Origin of the sequence: Prauserella rugosa, assembly GCF_000719975.1 — a bacterium.
GTDB lineage: Bacteria > Actinomycetota > Actinomycetes > Mycobacteriales > Pseudonocardiaceae > Prauserella > Prauserella rugosa.
The window spans coordinates 74,549-96,676 of the sequence record NZ_JOIJ01000015.1 but is presented as its reverse complement, the minus strand read 5'-3'; the positions used below and the strand labels follow the sequence as shown (position 1 = coordinate 96,676).

The following is a 22,128-nucleotide window of genomic DNA, read 5'->3' as shown; positions in this document are numbered from 1 at the left end:
TGCCACCCTCCGGTGCCCGGGAGCACCGGAGCGGCGGGCCATGATCCGCGCCGGGTCAGGACTCGGCGCCCTCGGCTTCCTTCGTCGCCTTCGACTTCGCCTTGGGGTTCTTGTGCGGCGCCAGCACCATGATCATGTTGCGGCCGTCCTGCTTCGGCTTCGACTCGATGAAGCCGAGGTCGGACACGTCCTCCGCCAGCTTCTCCAGCAACCGGAACCCGAGTTCCGGGCGGGACTGCTCACGGCCGCGGAACATGATCGTGACCTTGACCTTGTTGCCCTGAGCGAGGAAGCGGGACACGTGCCCCTTCTTCGTCTCGTAGTCGTGCTGGTCGATCTTCGGGCGCAGCTTCTGTTCCTTGATGACCGTCAGCTGCTGGTTGCGGCGCGATTCGCGAGCCTTCTGCGCGGACTCGTACTTGAACTTTCCGAAGTCCATGAGCTTGGCTACCGGCGGCCGCGCCTGCGGGGCCACCTCGACGAGGTCGAGATCGGCCTCTTCGGCGAGTCGCAGCGCGTCCTCGATGCGGACGATGCCGACCTGCTCGCCGTTCGGTCCCACGAGGCGAACCTCGGGGACTCGGATGCGCTCATTGATGCGCGTCTCGGAGCTGATGGGGCCTCCTTGGTCCAAGTGTCGCCAGTTCTCGTTCGACCCTGGTGCCCACAGTGCCCACATACCACGGGCCCCGGACACCGGTACTGTCGAGTACCTCGGCGCGGGGCCCATCAATCCGATCACGGCCTGCAGCGTGGCTGCGAGGCGTTCCGCCGACGTCCGTTCCGAAGGACGAGGCGGGACCGGACCCGGCCGCCTTGTACGGGCGGCGACTCGGGTGGGAGCGGGGCTCCACTTGCGGCCCCCGATGGCTCGGGAGCTGGTCGCACATGGAAGGGTACCAGACGTGGTCGACGACTCTTTCAACGCACCGAACACCGGCGGTAATCCCGCCACCGACGACCAGGACGACGTGCGCGCACTCGAGGACATCCCGAGCGTCGAGGTGATCAGCCGTGCCGCCGTGATGCTGCTGTCCGCCGCGGCCGAACGGCTGGGCCTTTCGGACGAGGACCCGGAGACGAGCCCGCGCCGCGACCTGGACGAGGCCCGCAGGCTCATCACCGCGCTGGCCGGCCTGGTCACGGCGTCGGCGGAGTACCTCGGTGTGCACGCCGCTCCCCTGCGCGACGGCCTGCAGTCCCTGCAGAAGGCCTTCCGCGAGGCCTCCGCCGTCCCCGACGCTCCCGGTCAGGGCCCCGGCGAGAAGTACACGGGCCCCGTGCACTGACCCCCGATTTGGTGCTCCCAAGGGCCCCATAGTCGCGTTGAACGCAACTATGGGGCCCTTGGGAGCTTTCAGTCGAGGACGGCCAGGGCGTCGATCTCGACGAGGAAGCCCGGCGGGAGGCCGACGTAGACGGTGGTGCGGGCGGGCAACTGCTCTGCCGGCACGGTGTCGGCGAGGACACTGTTGTAGACCTCGTTCATCTCGCCGAAGTGGTCCGGGTCGGTGAGGTAGACGCGCAGCATGACGACGTCGGCCAGACTCGACCCGGCCTCGTCGAGGATCGCCGCGATGTTCGCGAGCACCTGACGGGTCTGCGCGCCCACCCCGCCCGGGACGGCGCCGCTATCTGCGGCCGCCGGGTCGATGCCGACCTGCCCGGCCACTTGGACGATGTTGCCCTTGCGGCGCGCCTGCGAGTAGTTGGCGACCGGCTTCGGCGCCCGGTCGGTGCTGATGCTCGTCATGGCCGCCCAGCGTAGGAGATGCCGGCGTAGGAGATGCCGGCCTAGGAGATGCCGGCGTAGGAGAGGCCAGCCCGGCAGATCGGAGGTCCGGTGGTGGACCTGTCCGCACCGCGTGCCACGGCCACGCGTGAACGCCTCCGCGCGCGGTTCGGCGCCGACGTGGCGGCCTGGTGGGCCAAGCTGCCGTCGGTGCTGCGCGGGCTGGCCCACGACTGGGAGCTGGAGCTCGGCGAGCCGGTGGGCAGCGGCAACACGTCCCTCGTCGTGCGGTGCCGACGCGCAGGGCGTGCGCACGAGCCGGCGATCCTCAAGCTCACCCCGGATCCGGCGATCGCGAGCGCCGAGGCGACCGCGCTGCGGGTGTGGGCGCCGACCGGCCGGGTCCCCGCCGTGTACGCCGCCGGCACCGGGGCACTGCTGCTGGAGGCCATCACCCCCGAGACACCGCTGGCCGAGCAGGCGGAACCGGCCCCGCTCACCGAGGTCGCCGCGCTGATCCAGGCACTGCACCCACCCGGCTTCGCCGACGAGGCCGCGGCCGGGGGCATCGGTTCGGCCGCCGCGCGCACCGACGAGTTGTTCGCACTGTGGACTCGCCGCGCGGCCGGCGACACGCAGCTCGCCGCGGCCCTCGCACGCGGGCGGGCGCTCGCGGCCGAGCTCGCCGGCGATCCACCACGTCTGGTCCTGGCCCACGGCGACCTGCACCCGGGCAACGTGCTCACCCCAGGGCGCGCACCGGAGCACCCGCAGCGCCGCCTCGTCGCGATCGACCCTCGGCCCAGCCTGGCCGATCCGGCGTCCGACGCGATCGACTGGGTCGTGCTCGGCGTCCCCGCCCGGTGGCGCGCCGCGGCCGAGGAGCTGGCTGCCTCGCTCGACGTCGACCCCGACCGGTTGTGGGCGTGGTGCCGGGCGTTCGCGGCTCGGCTGGCCGCCACCGAGGCCGCCACCGAGCGCCGTCAGGCGTTCCGGGACATGGCCGTGTAGCGGACCTCGGGTCTGCCGACCCCGCCGTAGTGCGGTTGACGGCGGGCCAGTCCGTTGTCGGCGAGGTACTCGAGGTAGCGCCGCGCCGTGACCCTGGCGACGCCCGTGGCCTCGGCCACGGCGGCCGCCGACATGCCGCCGTCGGAATCCGCGTCGCCGCCGCGACCCTGGCCGTCCTCCGTGCCGCCACGTGCGGCCTCGGCGAGCACGGCGCTGATGGCGTCGAGGGTCTCGCCGCTCATACCCTTCGGCAGCGAGGCGTGGTCGGTGGTGCGCAACGTCGCGAGCATGCGGTCGACCTCCGCCTGACCGCCGACCTGGCCGGACCGGGCGACGCTGTCCCGGAACCGCGCGTAGCTCTCCAGCTTGTCCCGCAGCGTGGCGAACGTGAACGGTTTCAGCAGGTACTGCACGACGCCCGCGGACACCGCGGCCCGCACGACACCGAGATCCCTGGCGGAGGTGACCGCGATGACGTCGACGGTGTTGCCCTCCGCGCGCAGCGTGCGGCACACGGCCAGTCCGTGGGTGTCGGGCAGGTAGAAGTCCAGCAGCACCAGATCGACCGGATGGGCGCGGCAGAACCGCACCGCCTCGGCACCGGAATGGACGACCCCGGCGACGGTGAAGCCGGCCACACGCTCCACGTACGCACGGTGGGCGTCGGCCGCGACGGGATCGTCCTCCACCACCAGAACCGCAATCATCCTGGAATCACCCTACCGGCGGCTCGTCACCCAGGCGGCGAGCCACCGGATTCGGGCCGCTCCGGGAGCCGCACCGTGAACACCGCACCGTCGTCGCCGGTGACATCGATGCTCCCGCCGCAGCGGCGCACCGCCTGGCCGACGAGGGCAAGGCCCAGGCCGCGTTCGCCCGCGCTGCCTCCCGGTTTCGTCGACCATCCCCGCCGGAAGATGCCGGGCAGCAGGTCGGGGGCGATGCCGGGACCGCTGTCGGCGACCCGCAGCACCAGCTCACCCGGGTCGGAGCGGACCGTGACGGTGACGCGCGGGGCCCGTTCGCCCGCGTTGTCGATCGCGGCGTCCACGGCGTTGTCGATGAGGTTGCCGAGGATCGTGATCAGATCGCGCGAGGAGAGCCCGGGCGCGGAGTCGTCCATCGAGCTGTCCGGGGTGAGGGTGAGGTCGACGCCGCGTTCGGCCGCCTCGCTCGACTTGCCGAGCAGCAGCGCGGCCAGCACCGGTTCGGCGACCGCGCCGACGACCCGGTCGGTGAGCTGCTGGGCCGTCTCCAGCTCCGCGGTCGCCAGCTCCACCGCCTGCTCGCTGCGGCCGAGTTCGACGAGCGAGACCACGGCGTGCAACCGGTTGGCCGACTCGTGGGCCTGCGAACGCAGCGATTCGGCGAATCCGCGTACCGTGTCGAGTTCGCCGGTGAGCGTCTGCAGGTCGGTGTGGTCGCGCAACGTGACCACGGTGCCCATCGCCCGGTCGCCCGAGCGCACGGGCACCGAGTTGACCAACAGCACGCGGGTGTCGGTGACGTGGAGTTCGTCGGTGCACGGCTCACCCGACGTCATGGTCCGCTCGAGATCGGCGGCCAGGCCGAGATCGGCCAGCGGACTGCCCACGGGGTCCCGGGGCAGGCCCAGCAGCACACCGGCCGCGTCGTTGCACAGCACCACGCGCCCGTCCCGGCCGACGAGGACCAGACCCTCCTGCACCGAATGCAGGATCGCCTCGTAGTACTCGAACATCGACGACAGCTCCGCGGGCGCCACGCCGCGGGTCTGCCTGCTCAGGCGCCTGCTGACGAGATAGCTGCCGACCCCGCCGACGACGAGCACTCCGCCGGCGACGGCGGCGACCACGACGAGCCTGCTCGCCAGTTCCGCCGAGATCGCCTCCACCGTGATGCCGACGGCGGCGAGCGCGACCACGCGTCCGTCGTCGGCACGCACGGGGGCGACCGCGCGCACCGAGGGACCCAACGTGCCGGTGTAGGTCTCGGTGAACAGTCTTCCCTGCAGTGCCGGACCGATCGTGCCGATGAACGGTTCGCCGATGCGCCGCGGATCCGGGTGCGTGAACCGGGTCCGGTCGGTGTCCATGATCGTGATGAAGTCGATCCCGGTGTCGGCCCGCACCCGATTGGCGAACGGCTGCAGGGTGCGACTGGGCTCGGACCCGGTCACGGCATCCCGGACGTCGGGCGAGTCGGCCAGGGTCGCCGCGACCGACATCACCTCCTCGGCAGCCTTGTCCCGCACCGCCTGCGAGGCGTCCACATAGGCCAGTACGGCACCGACCGCGACGAGCGCCGTCACCACGACGAGCTGCAGCGCCAGCAATTGCCGCGCCAGACTCCAGTTCCGGCGCTCGGCCCGACGTCGCCGCGTCGTCACCGGACGCACCCGCACCGATCCCTCACGTGATCACCCCGTCGACACCTCGTCCTCTCGTCCTCTCGTCCCTGCAGCAACGCCCAGCCCCACGAGCCCAGCCGCACGAGCCCAGCCCGTCCATGACATCACGGCCGCCACGACGCCCGTCTCGCGACCGAAATGAACACAAGGTGGACCTCGCCCGTCCCCCGCGCCGATAGTCGTCCGGAATCTGGCGGTGATCCCCACGCGGTGCTGCGCGTTCGTCCGGTGACGGACCGCGTACCCGTGCGGCCGCACCGCAGGCGACTTCCGTGAGGAGGCAACGTTGCCTGAACCGTCCACGACGGCGCCCCAGGCCCCGAAACGCCGCGACAAGATGCACTACCTGTACATCGCGGTGATCGCCGCGGTCGTACTGGGCATTGTCGTCGGCTTCGCGTTCCCCGACTTCGCGACCAATCTGAAACCGCTCGGCAGCGGCTTCGTCGATCTGATCAAGATGATGATCAGCCCGATCATCTTCTGCACGATCGTGCTCGGCATCGGATCGGTCGCCAAGGCGGCGAGCGTCGGCAAGGTCGGCGTGCTGGCCGTCGGTTACTTCCTGTTGATGTCGACGTTCGCGCTCGGGATCGGGCTCGTCGTCGGCAACATCCTGCACCCCGGCGAGGGCATGCACCTCGACCCGAACGCGGTGTCCGAGGTCCAGAGCCAGGCCTCCGAGGGCAACGAGAGCACGGTCGACTTCCTGCTGGGCATCATTCCGGAGTCGATGGTCTCGGCGTTCACCGACGGCTCGGTGCTGCAGACGCTCCTGGTGGCGCTGCTGGCCGGCTTCGCACTGCAGAAGATGGGCGATGCCGGAAAACCGGTCCTGCGCGGGATCGAGCACATCCAGCGACTGGTGTTCCGGGTGCTCGCCATGATCATGTGGGCGGCCCCGGTGGGCGCGTTCGGCGCGATCGCCGCGGTCGTCGGTGAGACCGGCTGGGACGCACTGCGCAGCCTCGCCGTCATCATGATCGGCTTCTACCTGACGTGCCTGGTGTTCATCTTCGTCGTCCTCGGCGCGGTGCTGTGGCTCGGCGCGCGGGTGAACATCTTCAAGCTGCTCGCCTACCTCGGCAGGGAATTCCTGCTCATCGTGTCGACCTCGTCGTCCGAATCGGCGCTGCCGCGACTGATCGCGAAGATGGAGCACCTGGGCGTGTCGAAGCCGGTCGTGGGCATCACGGTGCCGACGGGCTACTCGTTCAACCTCGACGGCACGGCCATCTACCTGACGATGGCGACGCTGTTCATCGCCACGGCGCAGGGCAGCCCGCTGTCGATCGGCGAGCAGATCTCGTTGCTGGTGTTCATGATCATCGCCTCGAAGGGGGCCGCGGGCGTGTCCGGCGCGGGCATCGCGACCCTCGCCGGTGGTCTGCAGTCGCACCGGCCCGAACTGGTCGACGGCGTCGGGTTCATCCTCGGCATCGACCGGTTCATGTCGGAGGCCCGCGCGCTGACGAACTTCGCGGGCAACGCCGTCGCGACCGTCCTCATCGGATCGGTCACCGGTGGTCTCGACCGCGACCAGCTGAACCGGGTTCTGGCCAAACAGGACCCGTTCAACGAGGCCACGCTCGTCGACGACGGCCACGGCTCCGGCGAAGGCGGCGACTCCTCCGGCACCGGCGGTTCCGGCAGTTCCGATGGCTCCGGCGGCTCCGACGGCGGCCAGGCCCGCCACGACAAGCAGCCCGCCACCGTCTGAGCGGGCGCAGAGCCCGGTCCCGCGTGTGCCCGTCCCCCGGCGCGCGCGGGGCCACCACCGCGCCGGTGCGGTCCGTACCCCCGAAACGGATCGCACCGGCGCGGTTCCATGTCCGCGGTCAGGCGGGCTCCGGACGGGTCAGGTGGGTCCGCAGTCCGCGCAGTCCCCGGCGCATCATCAGCGCGTGGTTGATGCGGAACACCGGATGGGCCACCGGCGAGAGCCTGCGCAGCACGGGCTTGTGCGCGACCACCCGTTGCCGGATGGCCAGTCGTGTCCCGCCGGGCCGGGGTTCGAGTCTGCCGCTGAGCATGCCTTCCAGATCGCCCGACAGGGCCACCGCGACGCGGCCGCCCGGCCGGTTCTCCTCGACACGTGTCATCCGCAACCGCAGGGCGAACGGCAGGCTCGCCCGGCAGACGAGTTCAGCGGTGTCGTCGTCCACCTGCGTCACCGACCGGATGTCGGGCCACCACTCGGGATAGCGGGCCAGGTCGACGAGCGCCGCGAACACCGCGTCCGCGGGCGACGGCAGCGACCACGTCGTGCGGAACTGGTAGCTGTTCAGCGGCACGCGCCCATTATGTCAGCGGGGCCCGGCTCGCGGCTCAGCTCATGGCCGTCAACTCGTGGCGTGCCGGCGCCGGGGGTATCGGCTTCGGGGTGTCAGCTCACTGTGCGCGGTCGTTACGTTTCGGCGTTGCCGCGCATTTCGCCGGAATTCACCGGAACATATGAACCTGAACGCATGTCGGATCACCACCATGCGCATCCTCACGCCCATCCCCACCCGCACACCCACGCGCACCCGCACACCCACGGCACCGGCAGCGACCCGGCCGAGCTGCCACCGTCGGCGGATCTGTCCGTTCCCGACACGGAACTGAGCCAGGCCGAATTGTCGCGCCGGTCGATGCTGCGCGGAGCGGGACTGCTCGGCGCCGGGCTCGCCGCGGGCAACGTGCTGGCGACGCCGCAGGCCGCGGCGAAGGCCGAGACCGGATCGGCCTACCGCGGCGGCCTCCAGTGGCTGGCAGGCGACCACCACATCCACACGCAGTACAGCAACGACGGCAAGTACCGGGTCATCGACCAGGTGCGGCACGGCAACGCCTACGGCCTCGACTGGATGGTCATCACCGACCACGGCAACGTCACCCACGCGAAGATCGGCGTCGAGAAGGTCAACCCCGACATCGTCGCCGCCCGCGAGTCCGTCCGCGGCACCCTGGTGTTCCAGGGCCTGGAGTGGAACATCCCGGCCGCCGAGCACGGCACCGTGTTCGTCCACCCCGGCCGCAACGAGGTCGACGTGCTCAAGGAGTTCGAGAACTCCTATGACGGCAAGGTCGCCGACGCCGAGGACAGCACGCCCCAGAACGAGGCGCTCGCCATCGCGGGCGTGAACTTCCTGTCCGACGCGGTGAAGAGCAAACGCCTGCAGGACGCGCTGTTCCTGGCCAACCACCCGTCACGCAAGGGCATCGACGCGCCGCACGAGATCCGCGGATGGCGCGACGCCGCCCCGCACATCGCGGTCGGCATGGAGGGCGCGCCCGGCCACCAGGCCGCGGGACTGCCGGAACCGTACGGCATGGCCCGCGCCCGGGGGCTCTACGACAACAGCCCCGGAGCCGGTTCGTTCCCCGGTTACCCGCTGGAGAGCTACCGCACGTTCGGCGGGTTCGACTGGATGACCTCGACCGTCGGCGGGCTGTGGGACAGCCTGCTCGCCGAGGGCAAGCCGTGGTGGATCACCGCCAACTCCGACTCCCACCATGTGATCGGCGACACCGCGAAGCGCGGAGCCCCGGACGAGCACTACGAACAGCACGGCAAGCACGCCGACCCGGTGTACTCGGGCGGGCCCGACTTCACCGAGGGCGACTTCTGGCCGGGCTACTACAGCCGCACCCACGTCGGCGCGCGCGGGTTCGACTACGCCGCCGTCATGGAGGGCATCCGCGCCGGACGCGTGTGGGTGGACCACGGCGGGCTGATCGCCGGTCTCGACGTGTCGTTGCGGACGGCCGGGCGCGGACCGCAGCGCGCGGTGCCGCTGGGCGGCATGCTCCACGCGCGGCGGGGCACACCGGTCGAGCTGGCCGTCACCATCCGCCTCGCGGACACGCCGAACTGGGCGCAGTTCGTGCCGAAGCTCGCCCGCGTCGACGTCATTCGCGGCAGCGTGACGGGCCCTGTGGACGACGCCGACGCGTTCACCACACCCGACACGAAGGTCGCGCGTTCGTTCGAGATCGAGAAGACGAGCGGCACGGTGACACTGACGTACTCGCTGGGCCGGCTCGACCAGCCGTGCTACGTGCGACTCCGCGGCACCGACGGCAAACGGTCGGCACCGGGTCTGCTGGGCGAACACATCGACCCCCACGGACCGAAGATGGACGTCATGGCCGACTCCGACCCGTGGGAGGACCTGTGGTTCTACAGCAACCCGCTGTGGGCTCTTCCCCTGTGAACGCAGGCCCGGCGAGTGCGGCGCCGGCGAGTGGGGCCGTCGTGCTCGGGCTGGACGCGAACTGCAGGACGCTGGCCGAGGCCGACCACCTGGCAGCACGCTGGGCGCAGCACGTGATGCCGCCGGATGCGGGCCACGCGCACGCGTCGTTGTTGGTGTGCACCCATTTCGTCGCCGGCCGGGTGGCCGTGTCGCTGCGCGGCCTCCCCGCCGACCTGGGCGATCCCGCGGGGGCGGCCGACGCACTCTCGGCGCTCGAAACGCTCGGGGCCGGCACTCCCGCGGCGGTGTCCCTCGGCGACCGAACGGTCGACACCGAGGCCGTGCCCGGCGCCAGTGCGGAGCGGGCCGCGGAGGCGGCCGCACGCACCGACGGACGAGCGGTGGTCTTCGCCGGGGTGGGGTCGCTGACGGGTGAGGTGCCGGTGTCGCGGGTGCTGAACGGGTCGGCGATCGACGGGCTCGCCGTGCTCGGGGGCGGCGAGCCCGAGCCGGACGCGGTGCTGCGCACGCGCGACCACGTGCGTCCCGAATGGAGCAACGGGGTGCTGACGCTCGCGGTCTCCCCGGCCGGGCCGGGAATCTACGTCCCGTTCGAGGTCCCGAACCCGACGCCCTGCTGCGCCGACCACGCCTGACACGACTCAGGCTACTGAGGCTGTTGAGGGGCGGCGTTCGCCCGCGGTGCGAACGCCGCCCCCCTCAGCCGTCCAGGTAGGACTTGAGGAACCGGCCGGTGTAGCTGTCCGGGTTGGCCGCGACGTCCTCCGGGGTGCCTTCGGCCACGACCGTTCCCCCGCCGCTGCCGCCTTCGGGGCCCATGTCGATGATCCAGTCGGACGTCTTGATCACGTCGAGGTTGTGCTCGATGACGATCACCGTGTTGCCCTTGTCGACCAGGCCCTGCACGACGTCGAGCAGCCGCCGGATGTCCTCGAAGTGCAGGCCGGTCGTCGGCTCGTCGAGGATGTAGACCGTCTGGCCGGTGGAACGCTTCTGCAGTTCGCTGGCGAGTTTGACCCGCTGGGCCTCGCCGCCCGACAACGTCGGCGCGGGCTGGCCGAGGCGCACGTAACCGAGGCCGACGTCGACGAGGGTCGACAGGTACCGGTGGATCGGCTTGATCGGCTCGAAGAACTCCGCCGCCTCCTCGATCGGCATGTCGAGAACCTCGGCGACCGTCTTGCCCTTGTAGTGCACCTCGAGCGTCTCGCGGTTGTACCGCGCGCCCTTGCACACCTCGCAGGGCACGTAGACGTCGGGCAGGAAGTTCATCTCGATCTTGAGCGTGCCGTCGCCGGCACACGCCTCGCAGCGGCCGCCCTTGACGTTGAAGGAGAACCGGCCTGCCTGGTAGCCGCGGACCTTCGCCTCGGTGGTCTCGGCGAACAGCTTGCGCAGCCGGTCCCACACGCCGGTGTAGGTGGCGGGGTTGGACCGCGGCGTGCGGCCGATGGGCGACTGGTCGACCCGCACCAGTTTGTCCACGTTGGACAGCCCGTTGACGCGGGTGTGCCTGCCGGGAACCTGGCGCGCGCTGTTGAGCTTGTTCGCCAGGACGGTGGCCAGGATGTCGTTGACGAGCGTCGACTTGCCCGAACCCGACACGCCGGTGACGGAGATGAGGGTGCCGAGCGGGAACGACACGTCGATGCCGCGCAGGTTGTTCTCGCGCGCACCGACCACCGTCAGCTGCTTCTTCTTGTTCACCGGGCGGCGGATCTGCGGCACCGGGATCTCCTTGCGGCCCGCCAGATAGTCGCCCGTCATGGACTTCTTGCTCTTCAGCAGCTTCGAGTACGGCCCGCTGTGGACCACCTGGCCGCCGTGTTCGCCTGCGCCGGGACCGATGTCGACCACCCAGTCGCTGGCCTTGATCGTGTCCTCGTCGTGTTCGACGACGATCAGCGTGTTGCCGAGGTCGCGCAGCCTGCTGAGGGTGTCGATCAGCCGCTGGTTGTCCCGCTGGTGCAGACCGATGGACGGCTCGTCGAGCACGTACAGCACACCGACCAGTCCGGAGCCGATCTGCGTGGCCAGCCGGATGCGCTGCGCCTCCCCTCCGGAGAGCGTGCCTGCGGCACGGTCGAGCGAGAGGTAGTCGAGTCCGACGTCGAGCAGGAAGTGCAACCGCGCCTGGATCTCCTTCAGCACGGCACCGGCGATCATGGCCTGCCGCTCCCCGAGCACGAGGCCGTCGAGGAACTCGGAGGCCTCGGCCACCGACAGCGCACACACGTCGGCGATCGACCGCTCGCCGTGCTCGCCGTGTTCGAGGGTGACGGCGAGGATCTCCGGCTTGAGCCGGGTGCCCTGACACACCGGGCACGGCACCTCGCGCATGTAGCCCTCGTAGCGTTCGCGCGTGTGCTCCGACTCGGTCTGCTCGTGCCTGCGCTCCAGGAACGGGATGACGCCCTCGAAGTTCGCGTAGTACGACCGCCGCCTGCCGTAGCGGTTGCGGTACTGGACGTGGACCTGTTCGTCGACGCCGTAGAGCACCGCCTTCTGGACCTTGGCGGGGAGCTTGCGCCACGGCGTGTCCATCCGGAAGCCCATCGCCTCCGACAGCGACGTCAGCAACCGCTCGAAGTAGTCGGCGCTCTGCCCTCCGCTCCACGGCTGGATGGCGCCGTCGGCCAGCGACAGGTCCTCGTCCGGGACGATCAGCTCCAGGTCGACCTCCTTGCGGACGCCGATGCCGGTGCAGTCCGGGCAGGCGCCGTAGGGCGAGTTGAAGGAGAACGAACGGGGCTCGAGATCCTCGACGGCCAGCGCATGCCCGTTCGGGCAGGCCAGGTTCTCGGAGAAGCCGCGGATGCGATGTGGATCGTCCTCGGGCAGGTCGACGAACTCGAGCTCGACGAGCCCGTCGGCGAGCCGCAGCGCCGTCTCGATCGAGTCGGTGAGCCGCTGCTTGGCGCTCGGCTTGACCTTGAGCCGGTCGACCACGACGCCGATGTCGTGCTTCTCCTGCTTCTTCAGCTTCGGCGGATCGGTCAGCGAGTGGACCGTGCCGTCGACGCGCGCCCGCGCGTAGCCCTGCTGTTGGAGGTTGGAGAACAGGTCGACGTACTCGCCCTTGCGGCCGCGCACCACCGGAGCCAGGACCTGGAAGCGCACGTCGGCCTCCATGTCAAGCACCTGGTCGACGATCTGCTGGGGCGTCTGTTTGCTGATCGGCGCCCCGCACTGCGGGCAGTGGGGCTTGCCCGCGCGGGCGTACAGCAGCCGCAGGTAGTCGTAGACCTCGGTGATCGTGCCGACGGTGGACCGCGGGTTCCGCGAGGTCGACTTCTGGTCGATCGACACGGCGGGTGAGAGGCCTTCGATGAAGTCCACGTCCGGCTTGTCCATCTGGCCGAGGAACTGCCGCGCGTACGCCGACAGCGATTCCACGTAGCGCCGCTGGCCCTCCGCGAAGATCGTGTCGAACGCCAGGCTCGACTTCCCCGACCCGGACAGCCCCGTGAACACGATGAGGCTGTCGCGCGGCAGGTCGATGTCGATGCCGCGCAGGTTGTGCTCGCGGGCGCCGCGGATTACAAGACGGTCAGCCACCGGCGATGGTCCCTTCACTGGTGCAGCGCGGTGCGGGCCGGAGGGCCCGGGCCGCGTGAAGCGAGGTCGTGTGTGGGACGGGAGGCACGCACGGTCGCATGCGCATACCCGCCGACCACCATGCTAGGTCGCACCCCCGACAGAAATGCCGCCCGCCGTCCGGGACCGGGGTTCACGCCCTGGTCGGAGCGCCCTTCACGGGCTGAGCGGGGTCGACAGGCTCGGCGGGCACAGGGGCCTCGGCGGGTGCAGCGGACTCGGCGGGCTCGGCGGGCTCGGCGGGCTCGGCGGGCTCGGCGGGCTCGGCGGGCTCGGCGGGCGCAGGGGACTCGGCGGCCTCGGTCGTGTCCGGTGCGGGGGCGTCCGGTCCCGGGGCGTCGGGCCGAGAGCTCTGCGGACTTCTCGAGGGGCGTGCGGGTGCCAGCAGCCGGTGCGCGGGCCGTTCGACGAACACGGTCAGCGCCCACGCCGCCAGCACGATCACGGTCAGCACGACGCCGAGCCGGAGCCACCACGGCTCGACCTCCATGCCCGTCAGCACGCGCGCCACGACGTAGCCGAGCTTCTGGTGCACCAGGTAGATCCCGAAGCTGATCCCCGCCAGCCACGAGATCGGCCTGCGCAGTACGCCGAGCACGCGGTCCCAGTCGGGGCCGCGCGCGGCCAGGCACATGAGCCCGAGCATCACGCCGAGGCAGGCGACGATCACCAGTCGCGGTTCGCTCGAGCGGAAGATCTGCAGGCCGAGGACGACGAGCAGGATCGCCGTGAGGTTGGGCCCCGCGAGCCGCCGCTCGGACCACAGCCAGATCGCCGTACCGGCGGCGAACAGGTGCGCGTAGTACAGACCGGTGGCTGTCGGCACGACCTGCGTGATCCCGCTGAGCACCGGGCTGGCGGCCGCGACGCCGAGCACGCCCCACACCACGACGGCGGGCCGCACCCGGCGGGGCCGCCTGCGCCACCAGAACCACGCGACCAGCGCGGCCCCGGCGAACGCGGCCACCTGCACCGGCAGGGTCCAGTAGGAGGCGTCGATGCGCCGGTGCATGTTACCGGTCCACTCGTGCACCAGCAGCAGGTTGCGCACGAGGTCGCCCACGCCCGGCAGGTACCACGGGCCTTCCTCGCCGTCGTTGAAGATCGGCACGACGATCCGCAGGACCAGGAACGTCGCCAGCATCGCCACGACGTAGGCGGGCAGGATGCGCGCCAACCGGGCCTGGAACCACCGCCCGGCACTGAGCTTGCGCAGCGTCGGGCCCATGAAGTAACCGGACAGGACCAGCAGCGTGAAGGTGCCGAACGGCAGGCGCAGCGTGCCGGGGTACGGCTCGATGTCGGGCATCGCCTCCGCACCGGCGGTGACGTGGCCCGCCACGACGAACGTGATCGCCAGGACGCGGATGACGTCCCAGCTCATCTTGCGGTTCGACGTCCCGGCCCTCCGGCCCGGCGCACGCGCCGCCCCCGTTGTCGCTGCCACGCGCGTCCCCCTGTCGCCTGCCGCGATCGCCCGGTTTGCGGCGATCCGAGTCACGGACCTTAACGGCCGCCACCCCTGACATCACACAGCGGTCACGTAATACGGTGGGCGGCGTGAACGTCTCCGAGGACTACACCGGTCACGTCGAGCCGGGCGGCGATGCGGCCCGCCGCACGCTGGAGCACCTGACCATCACGAAGCTGTCGGTCGGCCCGATGGACAACAACGCCTACCTGCTGGTGTGCAGGGCGACCAACGAGGCGCTGCTCGTCGACGCCGCGGCCGACCCGGAGCGCATCTCCGACCTGATCGGGCACTCCGACGACCGTCCCGCACTGCGCACGGTGGTGACGACCCACCAGCACCCCGACCACTGGCAGGCGCTGGGCGCGGTGGCGGGCGCCAACGGCTCCTACACCGCCGCGCACCCCGCCGACGCCGACCCGCTTCCCGTGCCGCCCGACCACCTCGTCGAACACGGCGACACCCTGTCGGTCGGTGAGTGCACGCTCGAGGTCATCCACCTGCGCGGGCACACGCCCGGATCGATCGCGCTGCTCTACCGCGACCCGGCGGGCACCCCGCACCTGTTCACCGGCGACTCGTTGTTCCCCGGCGGCATCGGCAAGACGAACTCGCAGGAGGAGTTCACGTCGCTGCTCGACGACGTGGAGCAGCGCGTGTTCGCGGTGCTGCCGGACGAGACATGGTTCTACCCCGGGCACGGGGACGACTCGACCCTGGGTGCCGAACGCCCCAAGGTGCCGGAGTGGCGCGAACGCGGCTGGTGAAGACCGTCGCACGAATACCCGTCATACGAAGGCCCGTCACACACTGTGGCGGGCCTTCGTGCGTGTACCGACGTGGCGGGCCACGGTGGTCGGCAGCGCCGGGTTTTCGCCGCGCGCTCTGGTCGTGGACCGGGTTCACCTCGTAGGCTGTGTTCGGTATTTCGACAGCCGTTTGCGGTGTCGAACAAGCTGCGGTGTCGAACAGGCAGCGGTGTCGAACAGGTTGCGGTCTCGAACAGGCGCTGCGGTACCGCACGGAACGGGGTGATGGGAAGACCATGGGACGTCAGGTGCCCGCCGTCGCGAGAGCGCTGGACATACTCGAACTGTTCCTCGACGCCGACGCCGTGCTGTCGCCGCCCGAGATGACCAGACGACTCGGCCTGCCGCGCACCACCGTCCACGAGCTGGTGAGCACGCTGACCGCGCGTGGTTACCTGGTCCCGGCGCCCGAACAGGCGGGCGGTTACCGCCTCGGGGTACGCACGTACCAACTCGGCAGCCGCTACGCCGAGCAGCTGGACCTGGCCGCCGAGGGCAGGCAGGTCGCCGCCGACGTGGCGCAGACGTGCGACGAGACGGTGCACGTGGCGATCCTCGAGGACGCCGACGTCATCTACATCGCCAAGGTCGACAGCACCCACGCGGTGCGCATGGTGTCGGCCGCGGGCCGCAAGCTGCCCGCCCACTGCACCGCGGTGGGCAAGATGTTGTTGGCGATGCTGCCGGGGGAGGTCCTCGACGAGCGCATTCCCGTCGACGCGGCCCTGCCCGCGATGACGGCCGCCAGCATCACCTCCCCCACCGACCTGCGCACGCACCTGGCCGAGATCCGGGAGCGCGGCATCGCCGTCGAGGAACGCGAGTCCAATCCGGACGTGCACTGCGTGGCCGCGCCCGTGCGGGACGCCTCGGGCGCGGTCGTCGCGGCGCTCAGCATCTCCGTGCCCACCGTCCGGTGGGACGCAGCCCGCACCCCGGAACTCGAACAGCTCGCGCTGAAGGGCGCGGCGGACCTGTCGGCGCGTCTCGGCCACCGGGGCAGGCCGTGAGGGGCCCGGAGATCGCCGTCGCCGCGACGGCACAGCTCGGCGAGGGCCCCACGTGGGATCCCGCGACGCGGCGCCTGCTGTGGGTCGACATCCTCTCCTCCCGCGTGCACACGTTCGACCCGGCGAGCGGGGCGACGTCCACGACCGACACCGGGCAGCACGTGGGTGCGGCCAAACCGCGCACCGACGGCCGGGGTCTGGTCGTCAACCTGCGCGACGGGGTCGGCGTCTACGACGGCGCGGGAGCGTTCCGGTGGCTGCACCACGAGCCCGTCGAGGGGCGGCGCGGCAACGACGCCGCCGTGGCACCGGACGGCGCGTTGTGGGTCGGCACGATGCGCTACGACGAGGCACCAGGAGGCGGCACGCTGACCAGGTTCGGCCCGGACGGGTCCTCGGCCACCGTGCTGCCGCGGGTGACGGTGAGCAACGGCACCGGATGGAGTCCCGACGGGCGGCTGATGTACTACATCGACACTCCCACCCGGCGGATCGACGTCTTCGACGCCCACGACGACGGGTCGGTGAGCGGGCGCCGTCCCCTCGCCGTGCTCGAGGAGGGGGCGGGGTTTCCCGACGGGCTGTGCGTCGACGCCGACGGGTGCGTGTGGGTCGCGCTCTGGGCAGGCGGCGCCGTCCGGCGCTACACCCCCGACGGCCGCCTCGACCGCACGGTCGCACTCCCGGTGAGCCATCCGACGGCGTGCGCCTTCGCCGGCTCGGCACTGTCGGATCTGTACGTCACGACCGCGCGGGTCGGCCAGGACACGCCGCACCCGGACGCCGGGTCGGTGTTCGTCCTGCCCGGCGCGGGAACGGGCCTGGCCCAACCCGCGTTCGCGGGGTGAGCCGGGCCCGCCCGGCGTGGTGGGATCCGGCCCAGCGGCCGGGCGGACCCCGGGTGACCTTCCCTCTAGGTGGTCGTCTAGGTGGTCGTTGCGGCCCTGCGCTTGTTCCACACGTCGAAGCCGACGGCGGCCAACAGCACCAGGCCCTTGATCACCTGCTGGGCGTCGGTGCCGATGCCGACGAGGGACATGCCGTTGTTCAGCACGCCCAGGACGAGGCCACCGATCACGGCACCCACGACGGTGCCGACACCGCCGCGCATCGAGGCGCCGCCGATGAACGCGGCCGCGATCGCCTCGAGTTCGAACATGAGCCCGGCCTGTGGGGTGGCGGCGTTGAGGCGCGCCGCGTACACGCAACCGGCCAGCGCGGCCAGCACTCCCATGTTGACGAACACGAGGAACGTGACGCGTTTGTCCCGGACACCCGAGAGCTTGGCGGCCGCCTTGTTGCCGCCGAGGGCGTAGACGTGCCTGCCGATGACGGCGTTGCGCATCACGTAGCCGAGCACGATCACCAGTGCGCACAGGATCAGCAGCACGACCGGCACGCCGTGGTAGCTCGCCAGCGTCAGCGTGACGACCACGATCGCGGCCGCCATGGCGACGCACTTGGCCACGAAGAGCCGGAACGGCAGCACGTCGAGTTGGTGCGCAAGCTGACGCCTGCGGTCCCGCCACTGCTGCACCAGCAGCGCTACGACCGCGAGCAACCCCAGCACGAGCGTGGGGTTGTGGTACTGCGTGTACGGGCCCATCTCGGGAATGAACCCCTGCGCGATCTGCTGGAATCCCTGCGGGAACGGGGCGACCGACTGTCCTTCGAGGACGATCTGCGTCGCGCCGCGGAACAGCAGCATGCCGGCGAGGGTCACGATGAACGACGGGATGCCGACGTAGGCGATCCAGAATCCCTGCCAGGCGCCCGCGACCGCGCCGATCACGAGCGAGAGCACGAGTGCCACGCCCCACGGCAGGTTGTAGTTCACCATCATCACGGCCGCTATCGCCCCGACGAACGCCGCGAGGGAGCCGACCGACAGGTCGATGTGCCCGGCGATGATGACCACCATCATGCCGATGGCGAGGATCAGGATGTAGCTGTTCTGCTGGACCAGATTGGACACGTTGCTGGGCAGCAGCAGCGTCCCGTCGGTCCAGATCTGGAACAGCAGGACGATCAGCGCCAACGCGATGAGCATGCCGTACTGGCGGACGTTGTTGCGCGCGACGTCGAGCAGGATCGCGCCCGTGGACTGCTGCGCGGGTGGCAGATGGTCCGGTGACGGCGCGTCGGGAGTGCGATCTTCTGTCGTGGTCATGTGAGGACCTTCGGTTCGGTGTCCGTGGCGGTCATGTACCGCATGAGTACTTCCTGCGTGGCCTCGTCCCGGTCGACCTCGCCGGTCAGCCGTCCCGCGGCCATCGTGTAGATCCGGTCGCACATCCCGAGCAGTTCGGGCAGTTCCGAGGAGATGAACAGCACGGCTTTGCCTTGCGCGGCCAGTTCCTCGATGACGGTGTAGATCTCGAACTTCGAGCCGACGTCGATGCCGCGCGTCGGCTCGTCGAGGATCAGCACCTCCGGTCCGGCGTGGATCCACCTGCTCAGCACGACCTTCTGCTGGTTGCCGCCGCTGAGCCGCTCGACCGGTTCGAACACCGTGGGTGTCTTGATGTTCATCGACTTCCGGTAGCGCTCGGCGACCTGCTGCTCCTTGTGCTCGTCGACGGCGACCCCCCGCGTCATGGACGGCAGCGAGGTCAGCGAGATGTTGCGGTGCACCGTGTCGATGAGGTTGAGCCCGAAGGTCTTGCGGTCCTCGGTGACATAGGCGATGCCGTGGCCGATCGCCTCGGGCACCGTCCGCGTGCGCACCGGTGTCCCGTTCACCGCCACGGTTCCGCCCTCGTAGACGCCGTAGCTGCGGCCGAACACGTTCATCGCCAGTTCGGTCCTGCCCGCACCCATCAGTCCGGCGATGCCGACGATCTCGCCGCGGCGGACGGTCAACGACACGTCGTCGACGACCTTGCGCGGCTCGACCGGATGGCGCACGGTCCACCCGGACACCTCGAACGCGACCTCACCCGCGTCCGGGCCCTGGTACTCGCGGCGTTCCGGGAAACGGCTGCTGAGGTCGCGGCCCACCATGCCCCGGATGATCCGGTCCTCCGATAGTTCCGGCTCGGCGTCGGGTGTCTCGCGCACGCGCAACGTCTCGACGCTGCGGCCGTCGCGCAGGATCGTGACCGAGTCGGCGATCCGCCGGATCTCCTCCAGCTTGTGCGAGATGACGATGCACGCGATGCCCTGGTCGCGCAGGTCGAGGATGAGCTGCAGGAGGTTGCGGCTGTCCTCGTCGTTCAGCGCGGCCGTCGGCTCGTCGAGGATGAGCAGCTTCACCTCCTTCGAGAGCGCCTTGGCGATCTCGACGAGCTGCTGGCGGCCCACCCCGAGTTCGGCCACCCTCGTCCCGGGGCTGTCGGGAAGTCCCACGCGCCGCATGAGCCGTGCCGCATCGCGCAGCGTGGCACCCCAGCTGATGATGCCGCGGGAGGCCTGCTCGTTGCCGAGGAAGATGTTCTCGGCCACCGACAGTTCGGGCACGAGCGCCAGCTCCTGGTGGATGATCACGATGCCGCGGCGCTCGCTCTCGGCGATGTCGCGGAACGCGACGGACTCACCGTCGAACCGGATCTCCCCTTCGTAACTGCCGTGCGGGTGCACTCCACTGAGGACCTTCATCAGGGTCGACTTGCCCGCGCCGTTCTCGCCGCAGACGGCGTGGATCTCCCCCGCGCCGACGATGAGGTCCACTCCGGACAGAGCTTTCACCCCGGGGAACGTCTTCGTGATCCCGCGCATCTCCAGCACCGGTGCGGCCGCGTCGACCGCGGGCGCCGATGTGTCCCTGCCGGCCGCGGTCATTCGATCTGCCCCGCCTTGTAGTAGCCCTCCTCGACGAGGACGTCCGTGTTGGACTTGTCGATGCTGACCGGGTCGAGCAGGTAGGCGGGCACGACCTTCGCTCCGTTGTCGTAATCGGTCCGGTTGTTGAACTCCGGCTCACCCTGCGTCAGCAGCGCATCGCCCATCTGCACGGCCTGGTCGGCGAGCTTGCGGGTGTCCTTGAAGACCGTTTGGGTCTGCTGGCCCGCGACGATCGACTTGACCGAGGCCAGTTCGGCGTCCTGGCCGGTCACCACGGGGTAGGGCTGGTCGGCCCCGCCGTAGCCGGAGCTCTTCAGCGCCGAGATGACGCCGATGGAGATGCCGTCGTAGGGCGAGAGCACCGCGTCGAGCTCGGTGTTGCCGTAGTAGCGGCTGATCAGGTCGTCCATGCGCTTCTGCGCGGTTCCGCCGTCCCACCGCAGCGTCGTCGCCTGGTTCATCCGTGTCTGTCCACTGCGGACTTCGAGCTGCCCGCTGTCCAGATACGGCTTGAGCACCTTCATGGCGCCGTTCCAGAAGAACTGGGTGTTGTTGTCGTCCGGGGAGCCCGCGAACAGTTCGATGGTGAACGTCTCGTTCGGATTGTCCTCGAGTTCGAGTGCGTCCACGATGTACTGGCCCTGGAGCTGGCCGACCCGTTCGTTGTCGAACGAGGCGTACCCGTCGACGTATTCGGTGCCCATGATGAGGCGGTCGTAGGCGATCACGTGGGTACCCGCGTCCTCGGCCCGCTGCAGGACGGTCGTCAGCGCCGAGCCGTCGATGGCGGCCACGACGAGCAGTTCGTAGCCCTTGGTGATCATGTTCTCGATCTGGGCGATCTGGTTCTCGACCTTGTCGTCGCCGTACTGCAGATCGGTTTCGTACCCCGCCTTCTCGAACTCCTCGGCCATGTTCTGGCCGTCGGCGATCCAGCGTTCGGACGACTTCGTCGGCATGGCCAGTCCGACGGTCGACCCCTTGCCGCCCTCCGGTTGGTAGCGGCTGCCACCGCGGGCCTCCTGACCACAGGCGGCCAGTGTCGCGACGAGCGCGACGGCCGCCGCGGTGGCGGACACGACGGTCGCCACGCTGCGACCGCCGCGCCTCACGCGTATGCGCATGATCAACTCCTTTCGGGCACGGGGAACCGCTCGAGCGCGCCCGGGTCCCTGGAGCCGAGGGGCGACATGCCGCCGTCGGCACCGTGGCGGGCGAGCAGGTCGAGCGCGAGCCGGCCACGGCGGACACGCTCACGAGCGGTATCGAGGGTCACGTCGCGCAGATGCGCGCCGTAGGGGTAGATGCCGGGCGCCTTGCTGAGACCGAACTTCAGGTACAGCGGAGCGCCGCGGCGGATGAACTCGTGCGCGTCGTACATGCGCACGTAGCCGCCGAGGTCGTCGGGGGCCTCCAGATACAGGTCCATCGGCGCGCGCGAGACCCGGCGGATCTCGGTCAACTGGTCGAGACCGAGGTCGGAGGGGATGTTCACCGAGTCGGCGCCCAGGCCCTCCCACACCGCGTACGCCGCCGGGTTCACCGGCCCGACGAGGGCCGAGACCTTGAACGTCAGGTCGGCGGGCAACGTGCCGAGCGTGCGCAGCCGGTGCAGTGTCCACAGCACACCCTCGTCGGCGACGAGCAGACACCGCACGCCGAGTTCGGCGGCACGCAGTGCGTCCTCCACGCAGCCGGCCACCGAGGCGTGCCCGCGGGCCCGCAGTCCGCCGCCTCCCGACGGGGTGCGGGTGGCCGCCCCGATGTCCCAGGTTCCGCGGGGACCGGTGAACAGGCACAGTTCGACGTCCCGTTCGGCGCACGCCTCGACCATCTCGGTGATCTCGGCGTCGGTCAGCATCCATACACCGCTGCCCTGGCTGATGCGGTGAATGGGCACGTCGAGCCGGGTCGCCTCCTTGAGCACGGTGGCCAGCGCCTCGGGACCTTCGACCGACGGGATCTCGGTACGCCACGTCCCTCCGTCGGGGAACGTGTGCGGCGATCCGTGTGCCGGGTCGGGCTCGGGCGCTCCGAGTCCGACGAGGTCGAGTGCCGCCGCACCCGGCCGCCGCGGCGGTTGGGATCGATCCGGTGCTGTCATGGGACTCCTTCCCGTGGGCG

General features: G+C 70.3%; 19 protein-coding genes. 8 read left to right on the top strand and 11 right to left on the bottom strand.

The genetic code is table 11. From position 1 onward, the window contains the following. Window positions 1-55: 55 nt before the first annotated feature. Window positions 56-679 carry a translation initiation factor IF-3 gene (infC, locus tag IF64_RS0119290; RefSeq protein WP_145600750.1) on the bottom strand — a complete coding sequence of 208 codons (624 nt, stop codon included), beginning with the start codon at window positions 677-679 and terminating at the stop codon, window positions 56-58. 226 nt (window positions 680-905) lie between these two features. Between infC and IF64_RS0119285 the strand changes: the two genes are divergently transcribed. Continuing rightward, window positions 906-1,289 carry a DUF1844 domain-containing protein gene (locus tag IF64_RS0119285; RefSeq protein ID WP_030533550.1) on the top strand — a complete coding sequence of 128 codons (384 nt, stop codon included), beginning with the start codon at window positions 906-908 and terminating at the stop codon, window positions 1,287-1,289. 68 nt (window positions 1,290-1,357) lie between these two features. Here the strand turns inward: IF64_RS0119285 and IF64_RS0119280 are convergent, their stop codons facing one another. After that, window positions 1,358-1,753 (bottom strand): RidA family protein, encoded by a 396-nt coding sequence (locus IF64_RS0119280; protein WP_030533549.1) that lies wholly within the window; start codon window positions 1,751-1,753, stop codon window positions 1,358-1,360. A 90-nt stretch (window positions 1,754-1,843) separates the two neighbouring features. On the opposite strand from IF64_RS0119280, the gene IF64_RS0119275 reads away from it, so the two are divergent. Next, window positions 1,844-2,743 carry an aminoglycoside phosphotransferase family protein gene (locus tag IF64_RS0119275; protein ID WP_169741960.1) on the top strand — a complete coding sequence of 300 codons (900 nt, stop codon included), beginning with the start codon at window positions 1,844-1,846 and terminating at the stop codon, window positions 2,741-2,743. Here the strand turns inward: IF64_RS0119275 and IF64_RS0119270 are convergent. Both IF64_RS0119270 and IF64_RS0119265 read right to left on the bottom strand, forming a co-directional pair. Next, window positions 2,716-3,450: a response regulator gene (locus IF64_RS0119270; protein WP_030533547.1), complete on the bottom strand. Its 735-nt coding sequence runs from the start codon at window positions 3,448-3,450 to the stop codon at window positions 2,716-2,718. The genes IF64_RS0119275 and IF64_RS0119270 overlap by 28 nt on opposite strands. A gap of 26 nt (window positions 3,451-3,476) precedes the next feature. Continuing rightward, window positions 3,477-5,111, bottom strand: coding sequence for a sensor histidine kinase (locus IF64_RS0119265; RefSeq protein WP_030533546.1), 1,635 nt, complete (start codon window positions 5,109-5,111; stop codon window positions 3,477-3,479). 358 nt (window positions 5,112-5,469) lie between these two features. Between IF64_RS0119265 and IF64_RS0119260 the strand changes: the two genes are divergently transcribed. Further along, a complete protein-coding gene (locus IF64_RS0119260; RefSeq protein WP_084705974.1) occupies window positions 5,470-6,852 on the top strand; it encodes a cation:dicarboxylate symporter family transporter in 1,383 nt (460 codons plus the stop codon). A 118-nt stretch (window positions 6,853-6,970) separates the two neighbouring features. Here IF64_RS0119260 and IF64_RS0119255 read toward each other — a convergent pair whose 3' ends face one another. Next, the gene (locus IF64_RS0119255; protein ID WP_030533544.1) at window positions 6,971-7,426 is read right to left on the bottom strand and encodes an SRPBCC family protein; all 456 of its coding nucleotides are present in this window, start codon (window positions 7,424-7,426) and stop codon (window positions 6,971-6,973) included. 174 nt (window positions 7,427-7,600) lie between these two features. Between IF64_RS0119255 and IF64_RS0119250 the strand changes: the two genes are divergently transcribed. Both IF64_RS0119250 and IF64_RS0119245 read left to right on the top strand, forming a co-directional pair. After that, a complete protein-coding gene (locus IF64_RS0119250) occupies window positions 7,601-9,331 on the top strand; it encodes a PHP domain-containing protein (RefSeq protein ID WP_030533543.1) in 1,731 nt (576 codons plus the stop codon). After that, a complete protein-coding gene (locus tag IF64_RS0119245) occupies window positions 9,328-9,969 on the top strand; it encodes a hypothetical protein (RefSeq protein ID WP_030533542.1) in 642 nt (213 codons plus the stop codon). The genes IF64_RS0119250 and IF64_RS0119245 overlap by 4 nt, the downstream gene beginning before the upstream one ends. A gap of 64 nt (window positions 9,970-10,033) precedes the next feature. Here the strand turns inward: IF64_RS0119245 and uvrA are convergent, their stop codons facing one another. After that, complete coding sequence (gene uvrA / locus IF64_RS0119240; protein WP_030533541.1) at window positions 10,034-12,892, bottom strand: excinuclease ABC subunit UvrA; 2,859 nt, start codon at window positions 12,890-12,892, stop codon at window positions 10,034-10,036. Window positions 12,893-13,064: 172 nt separating this feature from the next. After that, a complete protein-coding gene (locus IF64_RS0119230) occupies window positions 13,065-14,378 on the bottom strand; it encodes an acyltransferase family protein (RefSeq protein ID WP_246134733.1) in 1,314 nt (437 codons plus the stop codon). A 113-nt stretch (window positions 14,379-14,491) separates the two neighbouring features. Here IF64_RS0119230 and IF64_RS0119225 point away from each other — a divergent pair, with 113 nt between their 5' ends. The 3 genes from IF64_RS0119225 to IF64_RS0119215 all read left to right on the top strand — a co-directional run bounded on the left by IF64_RS0119225 (window position 14,492) and on the right by IF64_RS0119215 (window position 17,069). Further along, entirely contained in the window at window positions 14,492-15,169 is a 678-nt protein-coding gene (locus tag IF64_RS0119225) for an MBL fold metallo-hydrolase (protein WP_030533540.1), read from the top strand. A gap of 278 nt (window positions 15,170-15,447) precedes the next feature. After that, window positions 15,448-16,221 carry an IclR family transcriptional regulator gene (locus tag IF64_RS0119220; RefSeq protein WP_030533539.1) on the top strand — a complete coding sequence of 258 codons (774 nt, stop codon included), beginning with the start codon at window positions 15,448-15,450 and terminating at the stop codon, window positions 16,219-16,221. After that, the gene (locus IF64_RS0119215) at window positions 16,218-17,069 is read left to right on the top strand and encodes an SMP-30/gluconolactonase/LRE family protein (RefSeq protein WP_030533538.1); all 852 of its coding nucleotides are present in this window, start codon (window positions 16,218-16,220) and stop codon (window positions 17,067-17,069) included. Before IF64_RS0119220 ends, IF64_RS0119215 begins: the two co-directional genes overlap by 4 nt. Before the next feature lie 77 nt (window positions 17,070-17,146). Here the strand turns inward: IF64_RS0119215 and mmsB are convergent, their stop codons facing one another. From mmsB to IF64_RS0119195, 4 genes are read right to left on the bottom strand one after another with little or no spacing between them, the layout of a single operon-like run. Further along, a complete protein-coding gene (gene mmsB / locus IF64_RS0119210; RefSeq protein ID WP_030533537.1) occupies window positions 17,147-18,391 on the bottom strand; it encodes a multiple monosaccharide ABC transporter permease in 1,245 nt (414 codons plus the stop codon). Continuing rightward, window positions 18,388-20,001, bottom strand: a complete 1,614-nt coding sequence (mmsA, locus tag IF64_RS0119205; RefSeq protein WP_051757995.1) for a multiple monosaccharide ABC transporter ATP-binding protein — start codon at window positions 19,999-20,001, stop codon at window positions 18,388-18,390. Before mmsA ends, mmsB begins: the two co-directional genes overlap by 4 nt. Further along, complete coding sequence (gene chvE, locus IF64_RS0119200) at window positions 19,998-21,128, bottom strand: multiple monosaccharide ABC transporter substrate-binding protein (protein WP_030533535.1); 1,131 nt, start codon at window positions 21,126-21,128, stop codon at window positions 19,998-20,000. The genes mmsA and chvE overlap by 4 nt, the downstream gene beginning before the upstream one ends. Before the next feature lie 2 nt (window positions 21,129-21,130). Continuing rightward, window positions 21,131-22,108: a hypothetical protein gene (locus tag IF64_RS0119195; protein WP_030533534.1), complete on the bottom strand. Its 978-nt coding sequence runs from the start codon at window positions 22,106-22,108 to the stop codon at window positions 21,131-21,133. Between the last annotated feature and the right edge of the window lie 20 nt (window positions 22,109-22,128).